Source organism: Duganella sp. BJB1802 (assembly GCF_013369445.1).
Taxonomy (GTDB): domain Bacteria; phylum Pseudomonadota; class Gammaproteobacteria; order Burkholderiales; family Burkholderiaceae_D; genus Rugamonas; species Rugamonas vulcania_A.
Genome location: NZ_JABWEF010000008.1, coordinates 69,762 through 92,692, shown reverse-complemented (window position 1 = coordinate 92,692; position 22,931 = coordinate 69,762). Strand labels below are relative to the sequence as shown.

15 protein-coding genes and 1 pseudogene are annotated in these 22,931 nt (G+C 68.6%); 5 read left to right on the top strand and 11 right to left on the bottom strand.

Annotated elements, in window-relative coordinates; genetic code table 11:
- Nucleotides 1–133: 133 nt before the first annotated feature.
- Both HUX88_RS14385 and HUX88_RS14380 read left to right on the top strand, forming a co-directional pair.
- The gene (locus HUX88_RS14385) at nucleotides 134–1,777 is read left to right on the top strand and encodes a methyl-accepting chemotaxis protein (RefSeq protein WP_176362215.1); all 1,644 of its coding nucleotides are present in this window, start codon (nucleotides 134–136) and stop codon (nucleotides 1,775–1,777) included.
- 61 nt (nucleotides 1,778–1,838) lie between these two features.
- On the top strand, nucleotides 1,839–2,708 hold the full coding sequence (locus tag HUX88_RS14380; protein ID WP_176362214.1) for a type 1 glutamine amidotransferase domain-containing protein: 870 nt from the start codon (nucleotides 1,839–1,841) through the stop codon (nucleotides 2,706–2,708).
- Nucleotides 2,709–2,713: 5 nt separating this feature from the next.
- Here HUX88_RS14380 and HUX88_RS14375 read toward each other — a convergent pair whose 3' ends face one another.
- The 5 genes and pseudogenes from HUX88_RS14375 to HUX88_RS14360 form a co-directional block, all read right to left on the bottom strand.
- Complete coding sequence (locus HUX88_RS14375) at nucleotides 2,714–4,834, bottom strand: TonB-dependent siderophore receptor (protein ID WP_229219353.1); 2,121 nt, start codon at nucleotides 4,832–4,834, stop codon at nucleotides 2,714–2,716.
- A gap of 59 nt (nucleotides 4,835–4,893) precedes the next feature.
- Nucleotides 4,894–6,840: a bifunctional diguanylate cyclase/phosphodiesterase gene (locus tag HUX88_RS32380; protein WP_229219352.1), complete on the bottom strand. Its 1,947-nt coding sequence runs from the start codon at nucleotides 6,838–6,840 to the stop codon at nucleotides 4,894–4,896.
- Between the two features lie 299 nt (nucleotides 6,841–7,139).
- A pseudogene (locus HUX88_RS32375) lies at nucleotides 7,140–8,897 on the bottom strand (ATP-binding protein); the annotation flags it as partial.
- 131 nt (nucleotides 8,898–9,028) lie between these two features.
- Nucleotides 9,029–10,177 carry an ABC transporter substrate-binding protein gene (locus tag HUX88_RS14365; protein WP_176362213.1) on the bottom strand — a complete coding sequence of 383 codons (1,149 nt, stop codon included), beginning with the start codon at nucleotides 10,175–10,177 and terminating at the stop codon, nucleotides 9,029–9,031.
- Nucleotides 10,178–10,288: 111 nt separating this feature from the next.
- Nucleotides 10,289–11,215: an ABC transporter substrate-binding protein gene (locus HUX88_RS14360; protein ID WP_373886797.1), complete on the bottom strand. Its 927-nt coding sequence runs from the start codon at nucleotides 11,213–11,215 to the stop codon at nucleotides 10,289–10,291.
- Nucleotides 11,216–11,361: 146 nt separating this feature from the next.
- On the opposite strand from HUX88_RS14360, the gene HUX88_RS14355 reads away from it, so the two are divergent.
- Complete coding sequence (locus HUX88_RS14355) at nucleotides 11,362–12,744, top strand: MATE family efflux transporter (protein WP_117010800.1); 1,383 nt, start codon at nucleotides 11,362–11,364, stop codon at nucleotides 12,742–12,744.
- A 45-nt stretch (nucleotides 12,745–12,789) separates the two neighbouring features.
- Here the strand turns inward: HUX88_RS14355 and HUX88_RS14350 are convergent, their stop codons facing one another.
- The 6 genes from HUX88_RS14350 to HUX88_RS14325 form a co-directional block, all read right to left on the bottom strand.
- Nucleotides 12,790–13,200: a hypothetical protein gene (locus tag HUX88_RS14350; RefSeq protein WP_117010798.1), complete on the bottom strand. Its 411-nt coding sequence runs from the start codon at nucleotides 13,198–13,200 to the stop codon at nucleotides 12,790–12,792.
- Nucleotides 13,201–13,211: 11 nt separating this feature from the next.
- Nucleotides 13,212–14,411, bottom strand: a complete 1,200-nt coding sequence (locus HUX88_RS14345) for a hypothetical protein (RefSeq protein ID WP_176362211.1) — start codon at nucleotides 14,409–14,411, stop codon at nucleotides 13,212–13,214.
- Between the two features lie 243 nt (nucleotides 14,412–14,654).
- On the bottom strand, nucleotides 14,655–15,104 hold the full coding sequence (locus HUX88_RS14340) for a carboxymuconolactone decarboxylase family protein (protein WP_176362210.1): 450 nt from the start codon (nucleotides 15,102–15,104) through the stop codon (nucleotides 14,655–14,657).
- Between the two features lie 114 nt (nucleotides 15,105–15,218).
- Nucleotides 15,219–15,500: a DUF1971 domain-containing protein gene (locus HUX88_RS14335; protein ID WP_117010792.1), complete on the bottom strand. Its 282-nt coding sequence runs from the start codon at nucleotides 15,498–15,500 to the stop codon at nucleotides 15,219–15,221.
- A complete protein-coding gene (locus HUX88_RS14330) occupies nucleotides 15,497–15,892 on the bottom strand; it encodes a group III truncated hemoglobin (RefSeq protein WP_176362209.1) in 396 nt (131 codons plus the stop codon). The genes HUX88_RS14335 and HUX88_RS14330 overlap by 4 nt, the downstream gene beginning before the upstream one ends.
- Nucleotides 15,893–15,969: 77 nt before the next feature.
- Nucleotides 15,970–19,545 carry a CHASE domain-containing protein gene (locus tag HUX88_RS14325; RefSeq protein WP_176362208.1) on the bottom strand — a complete coding sequence of 1,192 codons (3,576 nt, stop codon included), beginning with the start codon at nucleotides 19,543–19,545 and terminating at the stop codon, nucleotides 15,970–15,972.
- Between the two features lie 175 nt (nucleotides 19,546–19,720).
- On the opposite strand from HUX88_RS14325, the gene HUX88_RS14320 reads away from it, so the two are divergent.
- Nucleotides 19,721–22,372: an ATP-binding protein gene (locus HUX88_RS14320; protein WP_176362207.1), complete on the top strand. Its 2,652-nt coding sequence runs from the start codon at nucleotides 19,721–19,723 to the stop codon at nucleotides 22,370–22,372.
- A gap of 121 nt (nucleotides 22,373–22,493) precedes the next feature.
- A complete protein-coding gene (locus HUX88_RS14315) occupies nucleotides 22,494–22,925 on the top strand; it encodes a DUF2141 domain-containing protein (RefSeq protein ID WP_117010786.1) in 432 nt (143 codons plus the stop codon).
- The last annotated feature ends 6 nt before the right edge of the window (nucleotides 22,926–22,931 follow it).

Here is a 22,931-nt window from a genome sequence, read left to right as displayed (position 1 = left end):
TTGCTCTCGAAAAATACCTTTTGTTTCGTAATAAACATATGCGAAAAGATTGCTGTACGGTAATAACGGCGTCATATTTGCCGGGCATACTGGCGCCATCTTGATCGAAACGCACTTCTTTTATTGAAAAGTCATGAAAATTCCTAAGCTGAATACCGGTGTACGCGTGATGGCCTCGTTCGCCGCGCTATTGTTTTTGATGGCGTGCATGTCGGCGGTGGCCCTGTGGCGCTTGCAGACGGCCAACGACACTACCTCCAACCTGGTCGACGAAAAGCTGGCCAAGCAGCAGCTCACCTCCGAGCTGCTGGGCATCGTCGAGCTGAACGGGCTGCGCGCCACCTCCATCGCGCGCAGCGACAGCCTGGAAGTGGGCGACATCTTCCAGGCCCAGCTGACCGCCGGCGAAAAGCTAGCCGCCGCGATGGAGGCCAGGCTGGCGGCGATGCCGGCGCAGGGGGCGGAAGCGGAACTGTTGCGCGCCGTCGCCGCCCGCAAGAGCGCCTATCTGGCGCTGCGCGCGGAACTGTTCAAGTTGAAGGATGGCGGCCGCACGCAGGAAGTCGGCGATCTGCTGGACAACAAGATGGCGGTGGTGTTCGGGGGCTACACCGGCGCGCTGGACAAGCTTCTGGCCCACCAGACGCAGCAGGCCAAGGCGCTGGCGGCGCAGTCGGCCGGCCAGTTCCAGGGCAGCCGCTTGCTGTTGGCGGGCCTGGGGCTGGCGACCCTGGCGCTGGGCGCGGTGCTGGCGCTGGCGCTGACCCGCAGCATCGTGCTGCCGCTGCGGCGCGCGGTGGCGCTGGCCGGACAGGTTGCGGCGGGCGAACTGCACGTGGCCATCGAGCACGGCCGCAGCGACGAGATGGGCCAGCTGTTCGACGCGCTGAGCCACATGACCGGGCGCCTGGCCGAAACCGTGGGCCGCGTGCGCGACGGCGCGGTGGCCATCGACGCCGCCTCGCGCGAGATCGCCAACGGCAATATGGATTTGTCGCGCCGCACCGAGCACCAGGCCGGCGCGCTGGAGGAAACGGCGTCGGCGATGGTGGAGTTGACCGAGGCCGTCAGGCAGAACAGCGGCAACGCGCGCCAGGCCAACCGTCTGGCGGAGTCGGCGTCGGACGTGGCGGGCAAGGGCGGGGCGGTGGTGTCGGAGGTGGTGCGGACCATGGCCAGCATCAACGAGTACGCGCACAAGATCGTCGACATCACCAGCGTGATCGACGGCATCGCCTTCCAGACCAATATCCTGGCGCTGAACGCGGCGGTGGAGGCGGCGCGCGCCGGCGAGCAGGGACGTGGATTCGCCGTGGTGGCGTCGGAGGTGCGCAGCCTGGCGCAGCGCTCGGCCAGCGCGGCCAAGGAGATCAAGCAGTTGATCAACGAGTCGGCCGAGCGCATCGCCAGCGGCAGCGAGCTGGCGCAGACGGCCGGCGCGACGATGGCGGAGATTGTGCTGAGCGTGGAGAAGGTGACCGGCATCATGGCGGCCATCAGCGCCGCCAGCGCCGAGCAGGAACACGGCATCGAGCAGGTCAACGCCGCCATCGGCGACATGGACGGCGTCACGCAGCAGAACGCGGCGCTGGTCGAGGAGGCCGCAGCGGCGGCCGATGCGATGCAGGACCAGGCGCGCGAACTGGCGCAGCTGGTGGGTTCCTTCAAGATCGATGGCGGTGGTTGGAGCAAGCAGCGCGTACACCAGCTGCCTGCCGTCGCGCCGCGCAGCGCCTTGCCCGCTCCGGCAGCGGCCCCGTTGCGCCGCGCGGCCTGACAGGTCGAACCGGCGCCGTGATGGCTGTAGAATGTACGCGTGCCGACCACGCGTTCATGCCATGACCAACTCCCGCCGCATCCTCATTCCGGTTCCACTGCGCGACTTCGACCCGACCGAAGTCGCGTTGAGCTGGCGCATCCTGCGCGATGCCGGCCACCGCATCGAGTTCGCCACAGTCGATGGCACCCGCGGCCACGCCGATCCGATGATGCTCAGCGGCGAGGGACTCGACCCGTGGGGCTGGCTGCCCGGCCTGCGCAAGCTGCGGCTGTTCGGCTTGATGCTGAGGGCCGATCATCATGGCCGCCAGGCTTACGCCGCGCTGGAGTACGATCCAGCCTTCCTGCAGCCCAAGCGCTTTCAAGACCTGAACGCGGCGCAGTACGACGCCTTGCTGCTGCCGGGCGGCCACGCCAAGGGCATGCGCCCGTATCTGGAGGACAAGGTCTTGCAGGCAGTGGTGGCGGACTTCTTTGATCGCGACAAGCCGGTGGCCGCGATCTGCCACGGCGTGCTGCTGGCTGCGCGTTCGGTGTCGCCGCGCACGCAGCGCTCGGTGCTGTACGGCCGCAAGACCACGGCGCTGACCTGGAAGCTGGAGCGCAGCGCCTGGGATCTGACGCGCTTCGTCGCGCGCTTCTGGGATCCAGGCTATTACCGCACCTACGGCGAAAGCAAGGGCGAACCTGCGGGCTACTGGAGCGTGGAGCAGGAAGTGAAGCGCGCGCTAGCATCGCCCGCCGACTTCATCGACGTGCCGTCCGGCGCGCCGGACTACTTCCGCAAGACGGGCGGCCTGGTGCGCGACCGTGCCGGCGACGACCGCGCCGCCTGGGTGGTGCGCGATGGGAACTACCTGTCGGCCCGCTGGCCGGGCGACGTACACACTTTCGCGCGCCGTTATGCCGACCTGCTGGCCGAATCTTAAGCCATCTACATCTTGTAGCTAGCCTGCAGCGAGATGGTGCGCGGCGCCATCGGCAGGTCGTGCGGCAGCGTCAGACCCGGCGCCGGGCTCGGCTCGCGCACGTCGGCGTTGAAGGCGTTGCGCAGCGCCAGCGCGAAGTTCCACTGGTTGCGGCCGTTGCGGGTCGCCAGCGTCAGGTCCACCGTGGTGTAGTCGGCGATGGCCGGACGGGCGTCGCCGAAGGCGCGTTCGCGGCCCGCCACCCAGTTCAGCTGCGCGCCGGCCTGGTAGCCGTTGGCGTAGCTCCAGTCGGCGCGGCCGTAGGCGTGCTGGCGCGGCGCGTAGCCGGCGTCGGTGTGGGTGGTCTGGTCGGTCGAGCGCTGCCACGCGTAGTTGCCCGACAGGTGCAGGTCGCGTGTCACGTTCCAGCTCGATTCCAGCTCGACGCCGTGGCCGCGCTGGTCGCCCGCGTTGGCGTAGGTGGCGCCCGTGCCCGGCACCGGGTTGACCACGGTGCGGATGATGTCCTTCATGTCGTAGCGGTAGAAGGTCAGGTTGACGGTGGCGTCGGTGCGGGCCTGCCAGTTGAACGACATCTCGGTGGTGGCGTTGCGCTCCGGCTTGAGGTTTGGATTGCCGAGCGCGACCGGATTGCTGATGCCGTAGCTTTCCAGGAAGGCCGGCGCGCGGAAGGCGCGCCCGTACAGCAGCTTGGCCGTCAGGTCGAAGCTGGCGTCCCACACCAGCGCCAGGCGCGGATTGGTGGTGCCGCCGAAGTCCGAGTAATGGTCGTGGCGGATGCCTGCGGTCAGGTTCCAGTCGGTGGCGAAGTTCCATTCGTCCTGCAGGTACAGGTAGTCCACCTTGCGCCGCTGCGGCCGCATGAACGGCGTGGTGTTGGTCACATCGATCACGGCCGGCAGGGGGATCGGCGTGCCGTTCGGCGCGTAGTTGAAGTTGCGGAATTCCTGCGCGCGGTACAGTTCGAGGTCGTCGTGGCCGGCGCCGATGCGCGCGTGATGGTCGCGCCAGCCGCTGTAGTCGGCGTAGCCGGCCAGGCGGTAGTTGCGCTCGTACGTTTCCGGCGCGCCCAGCATGCCGTTGGGGAAGGTGCCGGTCGGGAAGGTCAGGCCGGGCGGCAGCAGCTGGTAGATGGCGCTGACTTCCTGCGAGTATTGCTGGCTGCTGAGGCTGGCGCCCAGGCCCCAGTCGCGCGTCAGCTGCGGCTCGGCCCAGGCCAGCGTGCCGGTGATGCGTTCGCTCTGCTGGCGGCCCAGCGGATCCAGCGCCGAGGCGATGCCGGCGCCGGTGCCCATGTCGTAGCGCTTCTTGTAGCCGAGGCGGGCGCGCCACTGGCCGTAGATCAGGTCCAGGTTGCCGTCGATGGCCTTGTACTGGTTGTTGAGCCGGCCCGGCGCGAGGCTGGCGTGGGTCTTGAACAGCGCGTCGTTGCGGCTTTGCGCGTCGGCCTCGACGATGCGGTCGCTGCCGTCGGTCTGGCCCACGCGCAGGTAGGCCGCGACCTCGACCGGGCCGAGCTTGCCGCCGTGCTGCACCCAGCCGTCGTAGCTGCGGAAGGTGCCGGCGCGGGCGCCGACCTCCGTGCCCAGCACTTCGCCCGGTCCCTTGGTGATGATGTTGATGACGCCGGAGTAGGCGTCCGAGCCGTACAGCGCCGAGCCTGGGCCGCGGATGATCTCGATGCGGGCGATGTGCTCGACCGGGTAGCCGGCCCAGATGTTGCCCTTGTTGCCGACATAGGAGGTGGTGATGGGCACGCCGTTTTGCAGCATCAGGATCTGCGGCGTGTAGGCGCTGACGATGCCGCGCACCACGTACAGCGGCGAGTTGCTGTTCGGCGTGCGGTTGACGTGCACGCCGGGCACGCTTTCGAGCACCTGGTCGAGATCGGTGGCGCCCATGGCGGCGATGTCGGCCGCCGTGATGACGGTGGCCACGGCCGGCGCGCGGCGCAGCGTTTGCAGGTTGCCGGTGGCGATGCTGACGCTGTCGCTGGCGCCGTAGACCAGCGCCAGTTCGTCCTCTTCACTGACCGGATCGGCGTGCACCGTGCCGTGGATCGCCAGCAGCGGCAGGGTGAGTGCCGCGGTCCTGTACAGCCGGTGGGCGCTCAACGCTTTCAACATGCTATCTCCTGTGACGTTTTTTTGATTCTAGCGCGCCCGCTGTTGTCGATGTGTAAAAATTAGCAGATCTTCGCCGCAACTGTTGTAGCCGTGTCCACATGTCGGCGCACCAGTTCGGCGAACTGTTCGGCCGGCACCGCCGGGCTGAGGTGGAAGCCCTGCATCAGGTCGCATTCGCGCCCCTTGAGGAACTGCAGCTGGGCCGCCGTCTCCACGCCCTCGGCCACCACTTCCAGGCGCAGGCTGTGGGCCAGCGCGATGATGGCGCTGATGATGGCGGCGTCGTCGGCGTCCTGCGGCACGTCGCGCACGAAGGAGCGGTCGATCTTGATGATGTCGACCGGGAAGCGCTTGAGGTAGGACAGCGACGAGTAGCCGGTGCCGAAGTCGTCGATCGACAGCCGCACGCCCAGCGAGTGCAGGCGGTGCAGCGCGGCCAGCGTGTCCTGGGCGTTCTCCATCAGCGTGCTCTCGGTGATCTCCAGCTCCAGCAGCTGCGGCGGCAGGCCGGTGTCGGCCAGCACCGCCTCGACCGAGGCGGCGAAGTCCTTCTGCAGCAGCTGGCGCACCGACAGGTTGACCGCCACCCGCATCGGCGGCAGGCCTGCGGCCAGGAACTGCTGCAACTGCGCGCAGGCGGTGCGCAGCACCCAGTCGCCCAGCGGATTGATCAGGCCGGTTTCCTCGGCCAGCGGGATGAAGTCCACCGGCGGTATCATGCCGCGGGTCGGATGGCGCCAGCGCACCAGCGCCTCCATGCCGATGATCTTGCCGCTGCACAGGCTGGCCTGCGGCTGGTAGTACACCTCCAGCTGGTGCTGCTGCTCCATGGCGCGGCGCAGGTCGCTCTCGAGCCGCACGTGCTCGGAGATCGAATGCTCCATCGACGCCTCGTAGAACTGGAAGCCGGTGTTGGTGCGCTTGGCGCGGTACATGGCGCTGTCGGCGTGCTTGACCAGCGTGGCGACGTCGCCGCCGTCGTGCGGATACATGGCGATGCCGACGCTGGCGGTGACGAAGATGTCGTGGCCGTCGATCGGGAACGGCGCCGACAGCACGCGGACGATGTTGTGGGCGGCGGTGGCGGCCGCGGCCGGGCTGTCGAGCTCGTTGAGCACGACGGTGAACTCGTCGCCGCCCAGGCGCGCCACGGCGTCGTCGGCGCGCACGGTCTGGCGCACGCGCTGGGCCACGGCCTGCAGCAGGCGGTCGCCGACGTCGTGGCCGAGGTTGTCGTTGACGTACTTGAAGCGGTCCAGGTCCATGAACAGCACCGCCACCTGGCTGCCGTCGGCGGCCACGCGCGCCTGGTCGATGCTGGCGGCCAGCAGCTCGAAGAACAGGGTGCGGTTGGGCAGGTTGGTCAGCACGTCGTTGTAGGCCAGGTGGCGGATGCGCTTCTCGGCGCGGTTGGCCTCGATGATGCGGCGCACCCGCTGCGACAGCACGGCGTAGTGGATGGGCTTGGGGATGTAGTCGCTGGCGCCGGCGGCGAACGCGCGCTCGACCGACGAGTTGTCCTGCAGCGCCGTGATCATCAGCACCGGCACGGCGCCGGCGTTGGGCAGCTCCTGCATGCGGGCGCAGGCGGTGAAGCCGTCCATCACCGGCATCATCGCGTCCATCAGGATCACGTCGGGCTGGAAGCGCGCCAGCATCGCCAGCGCGGCTGCGCCGTCGGCCGCCTCCTCGACGTGGAAGCCGTCGCGCTGCAAGGTGTGGCGCAGCGTGCTGCGGGTGCTGCGGTCGTCGTCCACCACCAGCACTTGCGGACGGTCGTCGGCCGCCTGCGCCTGTTGTGGGGCGGCGTCGCTGATCTCGGCGTGCAGGAAGGCGGCCAGCGCCTCGTAGTGCGCGCGCAGCGGCGCCAGCAGCGGTTCGATCTGTTCCGGCTGCTGCTCGGCCGCGAAGTGCTCGGCCTGCTGCGCCAGCTGGGCCAGCGTCTCGGCGCCGAAGTTGCCCGACGAGCCCTTGAGCGCGTGCGCGCGGGCGCGGGCGGTGGCCATGTCGCCGGCCAGCACGGCCTGCTCCAGCTCGTCCAGGCAGGCCGGCGTGTCCTCCAGGTAGGGCGTGACGGCGTGCGGCAGGGTGTCGCCAGCGCTTCGCGCAGCTTGTCGAACACGGGCCGGGTCGACCGGGCAGGGGGCCGCAACCGTAGCTGCGGCCGGCGCCGGCGTTGGCGTACGCGGCCGGCGGCGCTTTGCAGCGGCGCGGCCAGTGGGCCGCCGTGCGGCAGCCATTTCTCCAGCTTGTGGCGCAGCTCGACCAGCGTGATCGGCTTGGCCAGGTAGTCGTCCATGCCGGCGGCCAGGCATTTCTCGGCGTCGCCGGCCTGGGTGTTGGCGGTCATCGCCACCAGCGGCGTGCGCCGGCCCATGGCCAGCTCGGCCAGGCGGATGTGGGCCGTGGCCTCGTAGCCGTCCATCTCCGGCATGCTGCAATCCATCAGGATCAGGTCGAAGCGCTCGCGCTGGGCGGCGCGCACCGCCTCGACGCCGTCGGCCGCGAATTCGCAGACGCAGCCGTTCATCGCCAGCATGCCGGCGGCCACCATCTGGTTGGTGCGGTTGTCCTCGGCCACCAGCACGCGGAACTGGCGCTCCGGCATCGGGACCGGGCTGAGCGTCGGCGACGGCAGCGGCGCGGCGGCGATGGCGACCGGCGGGCGCATCGGCAGCGGCGGCGCCGCCACCTGCTGCTGCGCGGCGCGGCAGGCGATGGTGAAGCGGAAGGTGGTGCCGGCGCCGGTCACGCTGTCGACACCGATCTGGCCGCCCAGCAGCTCGACCAGCTGCTTGCAGATGGCCAGGCCGAGGCCGGTGCCGCCGTAGCGGCGCGTGGTGCTCGGGTCGGGCTGGACGTAGGCTTCGAACAGGTGGCGGCGCACCTCCTCGCTCATGCCGATGCCGGTGTCGCGCACCTCGAAGCGCAGGCCGAACGCGGCGCCGGGCGCCAGCGCGACGTCCACCGCCACCTCGCCGTGGTCGGTGAACTTGACGGCGTTGCCGACCAGGTTGATGAGGATCTGGCGCAGCCGCAGCGAATCGCCGGCGATGCGGGCCGGCACGTCGGCCGCGACGGTCCAGTTCAGGGCCACGCCTTTCTGCTGCGCCGGACGGGCCACCAGTTCCAGCACCTCGGACAGCAGGGTGCCGAGGCAGAACTCGGTCTCCTCCAGCTTGAGCTTGCCAGCCTCCATCTTGGAGAAGTCGAGGATGTTGTTGATCAGCGCGATCAGCGTGCGCGACGAGTTCCACGCCACGTCGACGAACTCCTGCTGGCGCGGCGTCAGGCGGGTTTCTTTGAGCATGTCGAGCATGCCGACCACGCCGTTGAGCGGGGTGCGGACCTCGTGGCTGACGGTGGCGGCGAACTGCGCCTTCATCTGCGCCATGTTGACGGCGGCGTCGCGCGAGTCCTTCAGTTCGGCCTCGCGCTGCTCCAGCACGTTCATCATCTGGTTGAAGGCGTGCGCCATCTCGATCAGGTCGCGCGGGCCGGCCGGCGCGGCGCGCATGCCGGACTCGCCCGCCTCGGCGCGGCGCATCAAGGTCGACAGCGCGTTGAGCGGATTGATCATGTGGCGCGTCAGCAGGCGGCCCAGCACCAGCAGCACCACGGCGAACGACAGGGTCAGCGCCAGGTTGCCCAGCAGGAGCGACCAGGTCAGCCGCTTGAGCGTGCTCTTGGCGATCTGCACGTGGACATAGCCCAGCAGCTGCTGCTGGTGTTCCTGCAGCTCGAACGGCGAGGCCTCGCTCTGGCCGCCGTACACCGGCGCGGTGAACAGCCAGCCGTCGGAGGTCTCGCCGACCAGGCCGGCGTGCGCGGAGACCGGCTGGCTCAGGTTGGCCACGTCGAGCTTGGCGCCCGCCACCACCCGCGACAGCAGCACCTTGCCCTTGGCGTCCATGATCTGCAGCGCCGCCACGTCCGGGAAGGACAGCGTGGAGTTGACCACCTCGCGGGCGTTCTCGGCCGAGTGGAACAGCAGCGCCAGCGTGCTCTGGCGCGCAAGGTTGTCGGCGATGCGCTGGCCCTGGCCGATGAAGTAGTCGCGCATGCGGGCGTTGGCTTCCCACGAGTTCATCAGCGCCGAGAACACGGCCAGGCCCAGGATGGCGCCGGAGACGATGACGGTCAACTGGCGCTGGAAACCGGTATTACGTAAGAAATTACGGACTATGGAGATCATCAGGGCTGAGGATAGACAAAGTCAAAACTGCGCTGTTGCACGGCGCCCAGGTGCAGGCCGATGTGGCTGGCGGTACGAAGGTTGATGGCGGTCTGCAGCTCGCGCAGCGGCACCAGCGGGCGGCGCCGCACGTCGCCGGCGATCACGCCCAGCGCCGAGGCGGCCAGGGTGCGGCCCAGCTCGACGTTGTCGGGCACCATGGCGAACAGCGCGCCCTTCTTCACGTGCAGCACGTTGCTGGAGAACAGCGGCACGCCGCTGTTCCACGATTCGCGCAGCACCAGCGGCAGGATGGTGCTTTCCTCGACGGTGGTGCTGTCGTGCGGCAGCCAGACGGCGTCGTGGCGCGGGTCGGCGGCGGCGATCAGCTGCGGATACAGCTGGGCCGCGCGGGCCAGGTCGCCGGCAACGTGGGCCTGCAGTTCGAGTCCCTGGGCCTTGGCCGCGTCGCGCGCCAGCTTGACCAGCCATTCGGACTTCTGCGGGTTGTAGACCACGATCACGCGCTTGAGTTCCGGCAGCAGCGCGCGCAGGCGCGAGAACAACATGGCCGGATCGGGCGTCATGCTGATGCCCATCACGTTCTCGGCGTCGGACAGCAGCAGCACGCCGCCGGCCAGCACGGCGATCTCGCGGTCCAGCCCGGCGGTGGCGTTCAAGCCCTGGCGGCCCAGCGCGATCACCACCTTGGTGCCGTTGCGCTTGAGCGTGGCGTTCAGTTCGGCCGTGTCGACCTTGGGATCGACCGGGTAGCTGCGCACCTTGAGCTTGGTGCGCTCCTCGATGCCCTGGATCATGGCGATGAAGGCCGAGCGGAACGGCTCCTCGACGTTGGGATAGACGACGGCGATGCTGCCCTTGCCGATCGAGGCCTGCAATTCGGGACGGCGCAGCTGGTCTTCCAGCTGGGCCAGGGTGACGGGGCGCACGTCGTCGCGCAACGGGTTTTGCAACGGAGTTTGCAACGGCGGCGCGACCGGATCCAGCGGCGCCAGCAGCATGCCGCCGTGGGCGGTGCTGGCGCTCACCAGCGCTATGCCCGACGGCATCACGCCGCCGCCCGCCTGGGTCGCGCCGGTCACGCCGACCAGCAGCAGGGCGCCGGCGCGTCTCAGCCGCCGTAGTTTAAATAGTGTTTTTTTCATCATACTTTGCCGCATGGCTACCACGGCGCCAGGACGGGCCCGCTTAAGATGCTTTCATAGTATAAGCCGAGACTTTGCAATCTGGAAATTAAATTGCCGCAAGCGGCCGGGGCGCTAGGGCTCGGGGAAGACCGCGTCGAAGCTCCGTTGTTGGCTGGAGACAAGATTCAGGCCGATGTGGCTGGCGGTGCGGGAATTGAGCGCGCTGCGCACCGCGCGCAACGGGGTCACGCCGCGTTTCGACGTGTCGCCGTTTTGCAGCGACAGGGCCAGCGCGGCCAGGTCGCGGCCCAGTTGCACATTGTTCGGATACAGGCCGAACAACACGCCTTTCTTGACGTGCAGCACGCTGCTGGAAAACACCGGCAGGTTGCGGCTCCACGATTCCTTCAGCACCAGCGGCAGGATGGTGGTCTCCTCGACGGTGGTGGCGTCCTGCGGCAGCCAGAGCGCGTCGCGGCGGCCGTCGGCGGCGGCGAACTGGGCCTCGTAGGCGCGCGCGGCGCCGGCCAGGTCGCGCGCCTCCAGCGCGACCAGCTCCAGCCCCAGGTTGCGGGCCGCCTCGCGGGCCAGCCGGATCTGCCCCTCGTTGGCGGCCGGGTTGTAGACCACCAGCACCCGGCGCATGCCCGGCAGCAGGCTCTTGAGCATGGCGAACAGCAGGGCGGGATCGGGCGTCAGGCTGATGCCGCTCAGGCGGTCGGCGTCCGGCACCGTGCCGACGCCGCCGATCACCACGGCCTGCGCCGGATCGAGCAGGGAGGCGGCCTTCAAGCCCTGGCGGCCGAGGGCGATCACCACCTTGCCGTTCTTGAGGGCGTTGCGCAGTTCCGCCGGATCGCCGCCGGCCGACAGGGCGATGGTGCGCGGCCTGGTCCGGGATTGCTCCTCGATGCCCTGGATGATTTCCATGAACACGGTGCGGTAGGGTTCGCCGATGTCGGGATACAACACCGTCAACGCCTGGGCGTTGGCCCACCCGCCGAGTAAGCCCAGCAGCAAGGCGCACAAACGGACGACGGTGGAGGGGGTAAATCGCACTATGATAGTTATGTCTGGTTGATTCAGCGAAAGTGTATCCTTTGCTAACGATTCTACAGCCATAGATTGTTTCAATGGATACCCTGACAGCGCTTCCAGTTGATGTAAACTAAGACTTGTTAGCAACATTCATCCTCCGGAACCACATGCCCGCCGCCAAAACCCCGATCCGCACGCCGCCCATGTTCAACCTGGCCTGGCCGCTGCTGGTCGAGCTGGGGCTGGCGATCGCCTCCAGCGTCATCGGCACCGCGCTGGCGTCGCGCATCTCGGACGAGGCCGGCGGCGCCTTCGCCATCGCCAGCCAGGTGTCGGCCACCTTGTTCATTTTATTCCGCATCATTGGCGCCGGCGTCAGCGTGGTGGTCACGCAAAACCTCGGCGGCGGCCAGCGCGAGGCCGCCAACCGGGTGGCCTGCGCGGTGGTCGGCGCCAGCACCTGGCTGGGCGCGGTCACCGGCCTGATGGCGCTGCTGGGCGCGAACGGCCTGCTGCGCCTGCTCAACGCGCCGGCCGAGGTGCTGCCGCTGGCGGCGCCGTTCCTGCAGGCGCTGGCGCCGGCCATGCTGCTCGACGCCTGGAACGCCTCGATGGCCAGCGTGATGCGGGCCCACCTGCGCACGCGCGACACGCTGGCGGTGCTGGTGATCATGCACGTCAGCCACCTGGCGCTGGCGATCCCGATGATGCACGGCTGGGGACCGCTGCCGGCCATGGGCTTGCCGGGCTACGCGGTGGCGCTGGCGGTCAGCCGCGCCATCGGCCTGGCGCTGCACCTGCTGATGTGGCGCGTGCACCTGCACATCCGCGTGGCGCGCGACGACTGGTGGCGCCTGCCGCGCCGCGAACTGGGCGCGGTGCTGCACATCGGCCTGCCCGGCGCGGCCGAGAACATCGCCTGGCGGCTGGCCTTCATGGTCAGCGTGGCCACGGCGGCCGAGCTGGGCGCCAAGTCGCTGGCCACGCAGGCCTACGTGCTGCAACTGATGGGCGGGGTGATGATGTTCAGCATCGCCACCGGGCTGGCGGTGGAGATCGTGGTGGGCTACCTGATCGGCGCCGGACGGCTGCGCGAGGCGCACGGCGTGGTGCGGCGCGCGCTGGCGCGCGGGCTGGTGGTGTGCGTGCTGATCGCGGCCTGCGCCGCGCTGCTGGGCCGCTGGCTGCTGGGCTGGTTCACCCAGGACCAGGAGATCATCGCGGCCGGCGCCACGCTGCTGTGGCTGACCGTGGCGCTGGAACCGGGCCGCACCTTCAACCTGGTGGTGATCAACGCGCTGCGCGCCGCCGGCGACGCGCGCTTTCCCGTGATGGCGGGCGCCTTGTCGATGCTGCTGGTGCTGGCCGGCGGTAGCTGGCTGCTGGGCGTGGTGCTGGGCTGGGGCTTGCCGGGCGTGTGGATCGCCTACGCGGCCGACGAATGGATACGCGGCCTGATCATGTGGCGCCGCTGGCAGACCCACGCCTGGGTGCCGCACGCGAAGGCGTCGCGCAAGCGGCTGCGGCCGGCCATCGTGGTCGAAGGCTGACAAAAAAAAGGCGCCTCGCGGCGCCTTGTGTCGTGCTGCGCGGGCCTACTGCACCGTGAGGATGACCTTGACGGTGTCGTCGACCTGCGACTTCTCGATGTAGCCGATGGCCTGCGGATCGGCCGCCACGGCCTTCTTCACCTCGGCGCTGGAGCCGAGCTCCTTCGGCGCGCTGGCCTTGCCGGTGAACACCAGCTTGGACCAGATGGCCTTGACCTGGGTGGCGTCCTTGTCCAGCACTTTTTTATAGAACTCGTTGCGCAGCGGGCCGTCGGTGTGCTCGATCGGCGTGAACAGCGTCGACTTCCCGAGGAAGAACTGGGCCGCCTGTTCGCTGAACATGCGGGTGGCCGGATTCTTCGGGCTGACGATGACCACGATCTCGGTCGCGAACACAGGCGCCACGGCCAGCCATGCGCCGGCCGCCAGCAATACTTTTGCGATTGTCGTTTTCATGTGGCGGCTCCTCAGAAGACGAAATCGATGGCGGCGGCGTACACGTTGACGGTGCTGCCCGCAAAGCCTGGCTTGGCGTTGAGGAAGTAGCCGTCGCCGTCGCGCGTCTTGATGCGGTCCATCTGCACCTTGAACGCGGCCGACTTGTAGAAGTCCCAGCGCAGGCCGATGCCGGTGGTCGATTGCAGGCCGGCCTTGATGGCGGCGTTGGTGCCGGCGGTCAGCGGGGCCAGCGGGCCGGTGGTGGGCATCGCGGCGAAGTCGCGGATGCTGTCCTGCTTGACGTCGCCGTGCACGATGAACGGCACGAACTTGCCGTAGCGGTAGCCGGCCATGATGTACCAGGAGCTGGTGTCCGGCACCAGGCGCGTTTCGGTCTTGCGCTTGGCGTATTCGGCCTGGCCGATGATGTTGTTGTAGTCCATGGCGATGCCGGCCGAGGTGAAGGTGCCCTTGATGTCGGTGAGCTTGACCTCGTTCGCCACCGAGCTCAGGCCGACCTTGTTGAGCGTGGCCACCAGCCCGGTCAGGCTGGAATTGTCGTAGACGCCGAAGCTGGCCTGCGAACGGCCGAGGCGATAGGTGAACGGACCGTTCTCGACCACCAGCTGGGTCGAGATCACCGGCTTGAACTCCACGTTGCTGTCGGCCGAGCGCACCTTGGCGCGGCCGATCGCCGCCTGCGCGGTGACGGTGGTGTCGCCGAAGCTGTGCTGGTAGACCACGTCGCCGCCGTCGGCGTTGTCGACGTTGACCTGGCGGTACACCTCGTTGGGCGGACGCAGCATGGTGTTGGCGTAGCCGACGTTGCGCACGTCGGAGATCATGTAGACCGGCAGGCCGACGCGGCCGAGTCGCAGCGAGAAGTCGTCGTTGAGTTTGATCTTGGCGAAGGCCCATGCCAGCTCGGCGCCGAATTGGTCATGGATGGGGGACTTGCGCACCAGGCCCTGGGCGGTGAAGGAGACGGTGTCGCTCCACTTCGCCGTGACCTGGACGCCGAAGTTGGAATCGACGCCGGGACGGGCGTCCTTGCCGACGCCGCCGGCCTGGTTGACGCGGTTGAATTCGGCCTGGTCGGAGTTGGTCATGGTCATGGCGCCGGTGCCGAAGCCGCTGACGGTGATGGGCATGCCGTCCTGCGCATGCGCGGACGCGGCCAGGGCACTAAGGACTGCTAAGGTGGTGATCGCAAGCTTGGGTTGTTTCATCGTGTACCCCTCCGTAAGTTGATGGCGACGTTATAGGTGGTGTTGTGCGCCTTATTTAGTGTGGCCCGGGGAGGAGGGGGCGTGGGTGTTTTTCTGACAAATTGTCACATTCCCGTTGTTCATCGGCAACAAATTGCATGTTGGGAGCGTTATCACGTGATGCAAACGGCAAGCTTGCCTAAGGGCCGTCCTTGATATGGACGGGGTTTTCGGCGGCTTGCCGGTCTGGCTGGTCCCGGACGTTTACGACACAATTGGCGGCGGCATTTTGCGGAAGCCGACGGCCAGGCGGTTCCACCCGTTGATGGTATTGATCGCCAGCGTCAGGTCCACTTGCTCCTTCGGCGAGAACTGCGCCCGCAGCAGTTCGTAGTCGGCGTCCGGCGCGTGGGTGGCGGCCAGCAGGGTCAGGGCCTCGGTCCACGCCAGCGCGGCGCGTTCGCGTTCGGTGAAGAAGGGCGTCTCGCGCCAGACCGCCACGCCGTGCAGGCGCCGTTCGGTCTCGCCGGCCTTGCGGGCGTCGGTGGTGTGCATGTCGACGCAGTAGGCGCAGCCGTTGATCTGCGACGAGCGCAGCTTCACCAGTTCCAGCAGCGGCGCCTCCAGTCCCAGCTTGTTGACCGCGACTTCCAGCGCGATCATGGCCTTCATCGCGTCCGGCGAGGCGTTGTAGAAATCGATACGTGCGTTCATGGTGTGCTCCCTCGAAGTGGTTGATGCGTCCATTCTAGGAGACCGATCGCGGCCTGCGGGAGGCCAATCCGGCCGAAAAACGCTAGTCCATGATGCGCGCGATCCGATGGCGGATCAGCGGTGGAAGTCGACCTGGAAGCGCACCGGCCCGACCACCTGCACCTCGTGCTCCACGCGCGGTTCGACCACGCCGTGGCGCTCGGGTGTCAGCAGCACTTCCTCGGCCGGCTGCGAGGGATCGGTGATGCGGTACAGCAGGCTGCCTTCCAGCACGGTGATGCGGCCCCACACGTCGTCGGCGGTGGTGTGGGCGCGGCGCAGGGCGGCCGGCACGGTGTCCTGCGTGAAGACCGGGCTGCTGCGGTAGTGGGCGACGTTGGCGGGGATGGTTTTCATGACGGCTCCTGGGGTGAGGCGATTTTCACTTCGCCGAAAAATCCGTATTGCAGGCTGGCCGCGATGCGGCGGGCGACGGTCTTGAATTCGGCGGCGTCGGCGGGGTTGAACAGGCGGGTGGCGGCGGCTTCGAACAGCGTCAGCCAGCGCAGGAAGTGCTCCGGCGTGACGCCGTCCAGCAGCATGTGCTTGCCGAAGACGTTGCCCTGGAAGTTGCGGCTGCCCAGCATGACGGTGCACCAGAAGTCGACCATGCGGGCCAGGTGCGGCGTCCAGTTGTCGCCGATGGCGCCGTCGAACACCGGCTGCAGCACGGGGTCGGCGCGCACCTCGTCGTAGAACTCGTGGACCAGCGTGGCGATCGATTCGGGAGTCAGGGGCAGTGGGTTCATGATGGACTGGATGGCGCGTGAAATTAAACTAGCATCTAAAATACTACATTAATTTCTCCGGGCACGCAACCGGCGCGTCAGCGGCCGGCGGCGGCGCGCTGGGCGGCGGGCAGGTTGCGGGTGATCGCGCGCAGCATCTGCTCGACGTCGATCGGCTTGGCGATGAAGTCGTTCATGCCCGAGGCGATGCATTGCTCACGCTCGGACAGCATCACGCCGGCCGTCATGGCCAGCACCGGCAGCTCCAGTTTGAGCTCGTTGCGGATGCGGGTGGTCGCCTCGAAGCCGTCCATCTCCGGCATCTGCACGTCCATCAGCACCAGGTCGTAGCGGTGGGCTTCGGTGCGCAGCAGCTCGAGCGCGGCGCGGCCGTTGTCCACCGCCTCGATGTGGGCGCCGGCGTAGGACAGCATGCTCTTGGCCACCAGCTGGTTGATCGGATTGTCCTCCACCAGCAGGATCCGCACGCCGTCGATGCGCTGGCCGGCCGGCGCGCCGGCGTCGGCGCTGGCCGCCACCGGCGTGCCCGCCAGCGCCTGCTGCAAGGTCTCGTTCAGGCGCGCCATCGTGACGGGTTTGAGCAGCACCGCGTTGGCCGCGTCGGCGCCGTCGGTGTGCAGCAGCTTGCCCTGGCCGAAGGCGCTGACCATCAGGATGATGGCGGGGCAGTCCCCCGGCATGGCGGCGCGGATCGCCTGCATGGTCTCCAGGCCGTTCATGCCGCGCATGTCCCAGTCGACCAGGATGGCGTCGTAGCGGCTTGCGGCGGCGCGCAGCAGGGCCAGCGCCTGTTCGCCCGAGCCGGCGCGCTCGCTGCTCCAGCCACGCGCGCCGATGGTGCGGCACAGGTAGTCGGCGCTGACCGCGTCGTCGTCCACCACCAGCAGGTGCGGGGCCGGCAGCGGCGTGCCGGCCTGCGGCAGGTCGGCGCCGCGCTGCAGCGGCACCGTCAGCATGAAGGCGCTGCCGATGCCGGCGCCGCTTTGCACGGCGATCTCGCCGCCCATCAGCGCGGCGATGCGGCGCGAGATGGCCAGTCCCAGTCCGGTGCCGCCGAAGCGGCGCGTCATCGAGGCGTCGGCCTGCGAGAACGGCGCGAACAACTGCGCCAGCTGGTCGGGCGGGATGCCGATGCCGCTGTCGCGCACCGTGAAGCGCAGCGTGACCGAACCTTCGTCGCCGCCGGCGCGCTCGACCAGCACCGTCACGTAGCCCTTTTCGGTGAACTTGATGGCGTTGCCGACCAGGTTGATCAGGATCTGCTGCAGGCGGTGGCCGTCGCCCACCAGCGATTGCGGCACGTCGGCCTCGACACCGATCGCCAGCTCCAGGTCCTTCTCGCCGGAGTTGACCGTCATGATGGTGGCGATGGCCTCCAGCACGGCGCTCAGCTGGAACGGCGCCGGCGCCAGCTCCATGCGCCCGGCCTCGATCTTGGAGAAGTCCAGCACGTCGTTCAGGATGCTGAGCAGCGAGTTGCCGGACGACCGTATCATCTCCAGGTATTTCTGCTGGTCGGGCGAGAGCGCGGTGTTGTTGAGCAGGTGGGTCATGCCCAGCACGGCGTTGAGCGGCGTGCGGATCTCGTGGCTCATGTTGGCGACGAACTCGGACTTGGCGCGGCTGGCCGCCTCCGCCAGGTCGCGCGCGGCGATCAGCGAGCTTTCCGATTCGCGCAGCGCCGCGGTCTTTTCCTCGGCCAGCGCGGCGGCGTAGGCCTGGCGCGCGGTCAGGGCCCGCACCACGCCGAAGAACAACAGGCTGATGATGGCGCCGGCCAGCAGCACGATGTGGGACTTCTGGCGGTCGATGGAGTTCTCGAACGCCGGCAGGGAAGTGAAACGCAGCGTCCAGCGATGGTGCAGCAGCACCAGCGGCGCGGTGCGCAGGTAGGGGTTCGGATACTGCAGCTTGTCGCTGTCGCTGCGGTTGCCGCTGGCGTACAGGCGGCCGGCGGGCGCGGTATCCGGGCCGTCGAAGATCTCCAGCAGCACCACCTTGTCGGATGGGCCGAGCAGGCCGGCCATCATGTCGTCGGCGCGGATCGGGCTGGTGGTGTAGCCGCGCAGCGTCTCGATGCGCGGCGTCGGCCCATCCTGCCGGCGATGGATCGGGAAGTACATCAGGAAGCCCGGGCGGCCCTCGCCGGTATCGTTCTGCACCAGCGTCACCTTGGCCGACAGCACCGGCTCGCCGGTGCGCGCCGCCTCCAGCAGGGCCGCGCGGCGGATCGGTTCGGACATCATGTCGTAGCCGAAGGCGCGCAGGTTCTGGCCCTGGAACGGCTCCAGGTACAGCACCGGGACCGACGCCGCGCCCAGGCTGGCGCCCGGACGGACCCAGATGCGGAAGTCCGGGTAGCCCTGCGCGCGCACCTGCCGTTCCAGCGCGTCGCGCTGCCCGGCCTGCACCAGCGGGCTGTAGCCCAGTCCCATCACGCCGGGGAAGCTGTGCTGCAGGTTGAGCGCCTCGACGTAGCCGCGCCATTGCGCGCGGCTGGGTTCCGGCTCCGCGTTGAACAGCGCGCGGGCGCCGCGCAGGCCCGACTCGTACAGGGCCATGCGGGCGCTGATGCGTTCGGTGATGTCGCCGCATTCGGTGTCGAACTGCTGGCGCGCGCGGCGCTCGGTGTTGAGCGCGACCAGATGCCAGACCACCACCGTCAGGCCCAGGCCGACCAGCAGCGTGGCCCACTGCGCGGCGCTGCGGCCGCGCACCGCGCCGCTCATGCGCCGGCGTTCGCTGGCGTCGGCGCACAGCACCATGCCGATCACGCTGCACAGCACGACGAAGCTGTCGAGCGCGATCAGCGCGTCGTTCAGCGTGCCCACCGCGAACGGCCCCAGGCCGCGCACGGTGCACAACACGGCGCCGCCGGCGGTCGCCACGCACGACAGGGTGGCGCCGCGCAGGCCGTAGCGGTAGGAGGCCCAGGCCACGCACACCATGAACAGGTAGGGCAGCCAGCCGGGATCGTCGTCCGAGGTGTAGCGGCGGCCGAAGATCCAGGCGATCAGCGCCGCGAGCAGCAGCAGCGACAGCGCGCCCTCCAGCGCCGCCGGCCAACGCCAGCGCCGCCGGCGCCAGGCCAGGATGGCCGGCGCCACCAGCAGGATGCCGGCGACGTCGCCCACCCACCAGGTCAGCGCCACGGTGTTGAAGGCGCCGGCCGGCACCAGGCCGCCCAGCACCAGCGTGGTGCTGCCGACGCCGGCGCTGATCAGGCACACCAGCAGCGCGACGATGGCGAACTTGTAGACGTCCTGCAGCTGGCTCAGGGGGCGCGCGGTGTCGGTGTGGCGGCGCATCAGCCAGGCGCCGGCCAGCGCCTCCAGCGTATTGCCGACGGCGATCAGCAGCGAGGCCGTCACCAGCCCGGTGGTGAACGGCAGGCCGTTGGTGGTGAAGGTGGACAGGTTGGCGGCCAGCGCGCCCAGCAGGATGGCCGGCCAGGCCTGCTGCCCCATCAGCAGGACGGCGGCGAAGGCGATGCCGGACGGCGGCCACACCGGGGTGGCGTTGGTGTGGGCGAAGGCCAGCATCAGGCTGGCGTTGGCGATCAGGTAGTAGCAGGCGGTCAGCAGCACCAGCGCGAGCGGCGAGGGGCTGGACGGGGCGTTGGACGGCGTGGCCGGAGCGGAGCCTGCGCGCATGGCGATCGATTGGGTTGTCTCGGTGGCAATCACTATACCCCGAAACCGGGCGGCGCTGGTGGTCGCGGCGGCCGCCGTCCGCGCAAATTTGTTGGGTTTATGCAGTACAGCCATAGCCAAACGGGGGGCAGCATGTAATACTTTGATATCATCTTTCTAGTGAGTGGCGCTGCTCATGGCGTTGAAACAGTATCTGCCGTCCACCCTCAGGTCGCGCCTCAGCGGCTTGGTCATGCTGCTGGTGCTGGGCGCCACCGTCACGGTGACGGTGGTGGCGCTGATGCTGGCCGAGCGCGACATGAAGGAAGTGATCGGCAGCCAGCAGTATGCCTTGCTGTCCGGCGCCGCCGCCCACATCGACGAGCACCTGGCGGGCAAGAAGGCGATGCTGGCGGCGCTGGCGGAATCGCTGCCGCCGTCGACGCTGCGCGACCCGGCGGCGCTGCGCGCCTATCTGAAGGCGCGGCCCACCGCGCGCGGCCAGTTCTCGTTCCTGGAAATCTACGATGGCGACGGCCTGTTGACCGGCGCGCTGGAGGAGGCCATGCCGCAGCAGGCCTTCCACGCGGCCGGCCAGGAGTGGTTCGACCTGACGCTGGCGCGCAGGCGCGGCGTGGTGTCGGTGCCGTTCGCCAGCAAGCTGGCCGGCGCGCCGACGGTGCTGATCACCGCGCCGGTGTTCGACGGCGAAGGCCGCGTGGCGCTGGTGCTGGCCGGCGGCATCAACTTGCTGCACTACGAGCCGTTCGAGTCGCTCAGCGCGCTCAAGCCGGGCAGCACCGGCTTCACCTTCATCATGACGGCCGAAGGCATCCTGCTCAGCCATCCGAACAAGAAGCGGCTGCTGCACAGCATCAACGAGCGGCCCGGCACCAACCGCGCGACCGAAATGGCGCTCAGCGGCTTCCAGGGTTGGACCGAGTCGGAGAACAAGGACCGGGTCATGGGCATCTATTCCTACCGCCGCCTGCAGCACGCGCGCTGGATCGTGGCGGCGCGCTTCCCCAGCGACGAGGCGCTGGCGCCGTTGCGGGCCTTGCGCTACGAGGCGGCCGCCGCCGCGACGGCGTTCGCCGGCCTGGCGGGCCTGCTGTCGTGGCTGGGCATCGCGCGCCTGCTGCGGCCCCTGCAGCGGCTGCGGCGCAACGTCGTCGAGATCAAGAACAGCCGCGCCGGCATCCAGGTGCTGCAGCTGGACCGCAAGGACGAAATCGGCGAATTGAGCGGCGCCTTCTACCGCCTGATGGCCGAGCGCGAGGCGGCCCAGCGGCGCACCTTCGAAAGCGAGAAGCGGGCGCGCATCCTGGCCGACAATCTGCCGCTGCTGATCGCCTACCTGGACCGCGACAAGCGCTACCTGTTCACCAACGAATACTATCGCGTGCAGTTCGGCATCGATCCGCACACGATGCTGGGCAAGACCGTGTCCGAGGTGTTCGGCGCCGCCGCCGACAACTGGCTGGGCGACCTGGACCAGGCCTTGCACGGCGGCCGGCTGCATTACGAGCGCGCGTTCGAGCGCCGCGGCCAGCTGGTGCACTTCCTGGTCGACCTGGTGCCGGACGTCGCCGCCGGCGGCGAGGTGGTGGGCACCTACCTGATGGCGATGGATATCACCGACCGCAAGAACGCGGAGCTGATGCAGGCCGCCGGCGAGCAGCGCGCCGCCGCCGCCAGCCGCGCCAAGAGCGAGTTCGTGGCCAACATGAGCCACGAGATCCGCACGCCGATGAACGCGGTGTTGGGCGTGGCGTATTTGCTGGGGAACACGGAGCTGAGCGCGCAGCAGGCCGAGTACGTGGACATGATACGGTCGTCCGGCAACGTCCTGCTGGGCATCCTGAACGATGTGCTGGACTTCTCCAAGATCGAGGCCGGGCGCATGGAACTGGCGCCGTCCACCTTCCAGCTGGACGAGGTGCTGGAGGCGGTGAACACGGTGATGATGACCAACGTGGCGGCCAGCGGCCTGCAGCTGACCATCGCCACCGACGCCGCCGTGCCGCGCGCGCTGGTGGGCGACGCCATGCGGCTGCAGCAGATCCTGATCAATTTGGTCGGCAACGCCATCAAGTTCACCGAGCGCGGGCAGGTGCTGCTGCGGGTGGAGCGTTCGGCCAACAGCATGGCCGGCCACGCCGGCGACGCGGTGGGCCTGCGCTTCGTGGTGCGCGACACCGGCATCGGCATGGACCTGGAGCAGCAGAGCCGTTTGTTCGAGGCCTTCAACCAGGCCGACGCCTCCACCACGCGCCGCTTCGGCGGCACCGGACTGGGATTGGCGATCTGCCGCCGCCTGGCCGAGTTGATGGGCGGCGATATCGCCGTCACCAGCAAGCCGGGCGAGGGCAGCGAGTTTGTCGTCACGCTGCCGTTCCTGCTGCCGCAGGCCGAGGCACACGCCGTGCCGGCGGACGACGACGACCCGGCGACGCACCGGCTCAAGGGCCTGCGCCTGCTGCTGGTGGAGGACCATCCGCTGAATCAGGTGGTGGCGCGCGGCATGCTGGAATACGCCGGCGCCAGCGTGGACGTGGCGGAGAACGGCCAGTTGGCGGTGGACCGCCTGCGCGAGCATTCCGGCGACTACGACATCGTGCTGATGGACGTGCAGATGCCGGTGATGGACGGTTTCGCCGCGACCGGCGCGATACGGCGGGAGCTCAAGCTGGACCTGCCGATCCTGGCGATGACGGCGGGCGTGATGCAATCGGAGCAGGAGCGCTGCATCGCCGCCGGCATGAACGATTTCATCGCCAAGCCGATCGACGTCGAGCAGATGCTGGACATCATTTCGCGCCATATCCCGGCCGGGCGCCAGCGCTGAGCCTCCGCAATTGGCGACGCCCGGCTGCATTTCGCGCCGGGCGCGCGCATTTCGTCGCATCGTCCTCCGGGCCGGCGGGGCGCTGGCTAGAGTGGAGCCTCATTCACTCACCGGAGCTCACATGCGATCCAACACCCTAGCCGCCTTCGTCCTGTCCACCCTGTCCGCCCTGATGCTGGCCGCCGCGCCGGCCGGCGCCGCCGACCTGAAAATCGCCGTGACCGGCGTCTCCAGCTCCAATGGCACCATCATGGTCGCGCTGTACAACTCCGCCGAAACCTACCAGCGGACGCCTTTCCGCGAGGCGGCGGTGCAGGCCGTGGCGGGCACCACGCAGATCGAGTTCAAGGACCTGCCGGCCGGCGACTATGCCTTCTCGCTGTACCACGACGCCAACGGCAACGGCAAGATGGATTCCAACCTGGTTGGCATCCCGACCGAGGACTACGGCTTCAGCAACAACGCCATGGGCAAGTTCGGCCCGCCGAAGTACGCGGCCGCGCGCTTCGCGCTGCCCGCCGACGGCGCCTTGCAAAGCGTCAGCCTGCACTGACCGGGA